This window comes from Flavobacterium sp. RHBU_24 (assembly GCF_046613695.1).
Taxonomy (GTDB): Bacteria; Bacteroidota; Bacteroidia; order Flavobacteriales; family Flavobacteriaceae; genus Flavobacterium.
In genome coordinates this window covers 1-4,180 of record NZ_JBKJHD010000040.1, presented here as the reverse complement: position 1 = coordinate 4,180, position 4,180 = coordinate 1, and the positions used below count along the sequence as shown (strand labels likewise).

Genomic DNA, 4,180 nt, shown 5'->3' with positions numbered 1-4,180 from the left:
GTATAACGGAATGGAGAAAGATGACGATGTTAAAGGGATAGGTAATAATTATACTACTGAATTTAGGCAATACGATCCACGAGTTGGACGTTGGTTAAGTTTAGATCCTCTTGCAAGTACTTTTGTGTGGCAAAGCCCTTATGTGGCTTATGATGATAATCCTATAAATATTAATGACCCCTATGGACTTGGAGGAGGTGATCCTATAATAAAATATGCTAAGAATATAAAAAAAGATGTTGTAACAAAAGGAGCAGAAAAAGTTCTGACTGATTTGGCAGCAAAAACTGGATTAAATAGTCTATTGATTACAAGTACAGCTAGAACACCTGAAAAGCAGGCTTCTATAATGTACACGCAGTTAATAGAAGGTAGACCACAAAACTATAAAAAGCCTGGCAAACTTGTGCAACAGGTCTATTATGATATGAAAGATTCACATACACGTGAAGAAATTTTGACCGCTATGACCGCAAAAATTTATGAATTAGGCCCTGCACATGTTTCACTTCATATTGCTGATCCAAAAGATTTTATTACTGTAGATATCAGTCTAGGCTCTGTTCCTATTGAAAATAAGGCCGATTTTATATCAAACGTTGAGGAGCTAAAAAAGAATGGCGTTGTTGCTGATTTTCAACACCCCGGAAACAATCCTAAGGAGCAAGCGTATCACATTGCTCTTAATACTAAAAAATTAAATGAGACTACAAAATCGAGTAATGCCCCTAAACCCATATTAGCAAAACAAAATATATTTAGCACACAATTAAATTCAGAGTTAAAAAGTTTATTAGTTAGTCCAAAGGATGTTATTCAAAATAACCTACAAAGAATAGATTTAATTTATCCAGAATCTAAAAAGGTTGACTTCAATTGGAGAATTTATCTTATGTTTAGAGGAGCGCCGGAAAAAAGTATTAAAAGATAAAAATTTATATTTATGAAATCACTTAAATTTTATTTAACAATAGCCATTTTGTTTACTTATGCTACAAGAGCACAAAATCCATTATCAATTCAAAAAATTCGTCAAGATAACAATCTCAAAACTTATGAGTATAAGAGTAATGTTATAGGGGGAGTTATAAAGGAAATACCCTATACATTTCATATAAAATATGATGATAATAGTTTAATAATATCCTTTCTAACTACAAGTGCTGAAAAGGAATTATGGGGTGATAAAAAATTACCTGAACAAGAATACATTAATTACATTATGCGTGAATATATTACATTACTTAAAAAAGTACATGTTACTGAAGAACTTCAAAATATTTTAAATATTCAAATTGCTAAAAAAGATTACGAACTAAATCCAAAAACCGGAAGATTATTTGTTTTCACAAATAGTCCAAAATATGAAGAAATATCTTTAGAAGTATTGCATACGGGATATTTTAGTTATATATATAATGTTATAATAAGATGGTAATTATACATTATTAATATTTTCAAATGCATGATAATTCTACATTTTTATTTCTGTTAGCCTACTTAATTATACAAAGTTAGCCAAGAGCTAAGGCTATGCATAGCGGTTAAAAGAGCCGCTTGCCGCACTATGCCCGCTTAAAAACAAAAGCAAAGCCGTTAGGCTTTGCTTTTGTTTTTTATATATTTGGGTAAACTAACCTTATGAAAAAGCTGTCGCCTATTATTCCGCTATTCAAACAATTTATAAAAGATACCGAAACAGGAAAGCGTTTAAAGAAAAATGGCGAACGTATAAAGCCGCAGTCCATACAAAACTATTATTATGTACTGCAAAACCTGGTGCAGTTTAGCGTTGATTGTAAGTTTGAACTACGGATAGCGGATGCATCTAAACTTACTACACGCGAACTGCTAAGCGAGAAAAACTACTGGAAAAAGTTTTACCAGAAGTTTACGGAGTTCTTGTACAAAAAAGGCTGCTTTGATAATTATGTAGGGGCCAATATAAAAACAATACGCATATTTTTTAACTACCTTAAAAACGACAAGGATTTTAATACCGGTGATTTCCAACGGCTGTTTTATGTGCGTAAGGAAGAGGTTGACATACTGGTACTTTCACCGGAGCAGCTTAAGTTCCTTATACATGATGCTGCGTTTACGCAAAGCCTTACACCCGCACTGCGCCGTGTAAAAGATGTATTTGTTTTTGGCTGTACCACCGGGCTACGCTATAGCGATATTGTTTTACTGACTAATAAAAACTTTGAACAGCAGGGGCAGGACTGGTACCTGAAGCTGCGCTCTCTAAAAACCAAAACTTTTAGTTACATAAAATTGCCCGGCTATGCTATTGAAATTTACTTACAATACAAACAGTCCAATAGCAAACTGCCGGTTTTTGGCAGCCTTACGCTGTTTAACTTTAACAAGAGCCTGAAGCAAATAGGCGAACTGGCCGGTTTTACAACCCCCATAGAAGTGCAGCGCGAACGCCAGGGCAAAACCAAAAAGATAAGCAATAGCCGCACAGCCGATAAAACCCGTTTTTGCGATAAAATGAGTTCGCACATGATGCGCCGCACTGCCATAACCACCCTGCTAATATTAGGCATGCCAGAGCACCTGGTACGCAAAATAAGCGGGCATAGTGCAGCAAGCGGCTCTTTTAACCGCTATGTGCACTATGCCCAGGCTTATATGGATAAAGAGATTGATAAGGTGTATAGTAAGCTGGAACTCTATTATATTTAAAATAACTCTGCTGGCACGAGCCAAAAGGCTTGCGCTAGCGGGGGGATTGATAAAATTACATAATAACTTAGATATTAGAGGTTCATTAAATCTGAAATATGCCGTCATTTTGGCAATCCTACTTCAATTTCAATTACTTCTAGCTGATCTGTGAAATGCTTTGTTAAATTATACGTATTACCCTCATATGTAATCAAGTTATCATATTTAAAATAATCTATGCATGTAAAATTGTTTGATAAATAACTATTAAAATTAATTTTGCTTCCTTTTGGCAAAAAATATTTAAAAATTACTTTTTTTACCTCCCTATCTTGTAAAAAAAAGTATATTGAATGTCCTATAACATAATTTTTATAAACAATAGGATTCTCAACTAAATAATGGCAATCATAATGCTTATCAAAAAATTCATTGTCACGTTTGACATATGGTATAATTTTCTTTAAACTATCAATTGTCATATTTATTGAAACTCTATGAGATTTATAGCAAATAGGTCGTTCAATCCGATTATATTGACAACTCACAAGATTTAGAAGGTTAATACTAATCACTATATATTTGGCTTTTTTTAGCATCATTCCTTTTTTCTACTGATATTAATACTTTTTTATCACCCTTAGTTTCGGTTCTAACTTTAATCACTTTTTTAATATATTTTTTATATTCATCATTAGAAGTTTTTTGCTCTTCCACATTATTATCATTAATTACTTTCTGAGCGTCACTTTCTGTTTTATAAACTTGATTAGTTGATACAAACCCAAAACATCCATACGAAGCTGCAACATGTATCACACCATCAATTTCGTAAATCCCACCGATATGTACCATAACACCAGTAGCTTTTGCTAAATCTGTACGCGCATCATCTATTGGTGTACCATCTAGAAAAGTATTTTGCTCTTTGGTTTTAGGTTCAGCTTTTAAAGTAGTAGACCCGGATTGAGAAAGCACAAAAGAATCTAACCCTGAATCATGTGGGTATTCTAGTGGTACACCTGTATATAAGTTTTTATTAGCTTCCGCTGGTTCAAAATTTCTATTTATTAGGGCATAATCATCATTGACGAAATCTTTCAAAAGATTATCGTAAAAAATCTCACCCCTAGAATACCATGAGTCTCGTGTCACATTATATGTAGCAATAGTTTTGTTAGGATTTTGTGCATCTATTAGCATCATTTTGTAAGTTGGAACAACTAAATATGAACTATTTCCATTCCAAGTGTCCCCCGTGACCCTTTGAATTGCATATCCCGTAACTTCATCTGTGATTATTAGTTTAGCTTCTTTCCCTTCAAGTTCTGTAGCATCCATAATCCTATTTTCACTAAAAGCATATGGTGAGTTATGTGGATATTTACTAGTCAAAGGATCAATCGCAAAAAACCTTCCCACCCTTGGGTCGTGCATCCTGAAGGTATAATTCAGGCTGTTACCTTCGCCTTTTATCTCATTATCTTTTTCCTGGCCCTGGTAG

4 protein-coding genes and 1 pseudogene are annotated in these 4,180 nt (G+C 33.8%); 3 read left to right on the top strand and 2 right to left on the bottom strand.

Going from position 1 to position 4,180, the window contains the following annotated elements; genetic code table 11:
- The 3 genes from ACLI09_RS17930 to ACLI09_RS17920 form a co-directional block, all read left to right on the top strand.
- Positions 1-931 (top strand): RHS repeat domain-containing protein (locus ACLI09_RS17930; RefSeq protein WP_411421019.1); only part of this gene is annotated, 931 nt, incomplete at its 5' end.
- 12 nt (positions 932-943) lie between these two features.
- Positions 944-1,438 carry a hypothetical protein gene (locus ACLI09_RS17925; protein ID WP_411421018.1) on the top strand — a complete coding sequence of 165 codons (495 nt, stop codon included), beginning with the start codon at positions 944-946 and terminating at the stop codon, positions 1,436-1,438.
- A gap of 203 nt (positions 1,439-1,641) precedes the next feature.
- Complete coding sequence (locus ACLI09_RS17920) at positions 1,642-2,694, top strand: tyrosine-type recombinase/integrase (RefSeq protein WP_411421017.1); 1,053 nt, start codon at positions 1,642-1,644, stop codon at positions 2,692-2,694.
- Between the two features lie 104 nt (positions 2,695-2,798).
- On the opposite strand, the gene ACLI09_RS17915 is transcribed toward ACLI09_RS17920, so the two are convergent.
- Together ACLI09_RS17915 and ACLI09_RS17910 are read right to left on the bottom strand one after the other, a co-directional pair.
- The gene (locus ACLI09_RS17915; RefSeq protein WP_411421016.1) at positions 2,799-3,158 is read right to left on the bottom strand and encodes a hypothetical protein; all 360 of its coding nucleotides are present in this window, start codon (positions 3,156-3,158) and stop codon (positions 2,799-2,801) included.
- Between the two features lie 85 nt (positions 3,159-3,243).
- Positions 3,244-4,180 (bottom strand): annotated as a pseudogene (locus tag ACLI09_RS17910) (hypothetical protein); the annotation flags it as partial.

Bases quoted from the DNA above. Each gene is read 5' to 3' on its own strand.
- ACLI09_RS17920 (WP_411421017.1), top strand. From the start codon at position 1,642: ATGAAAAAGCTGTCGCCTATTATTCCGCTATTCAAACAATTTATAAAA.
- ACLI09_RS17915 (WP_411421016.1), bottom strand. From the start codon at position 3,158: ATGACAATTGATAGTTTAAAGAAAATTATACCATATGTCAAACGTGAC.
- ACLI09_RS17925 (WP_411421018.1), top strand. From the start codon at position 944: ATGAAATCACTTAAATTTTATTTAACAATAGCCATTTTGTTTACTTAT.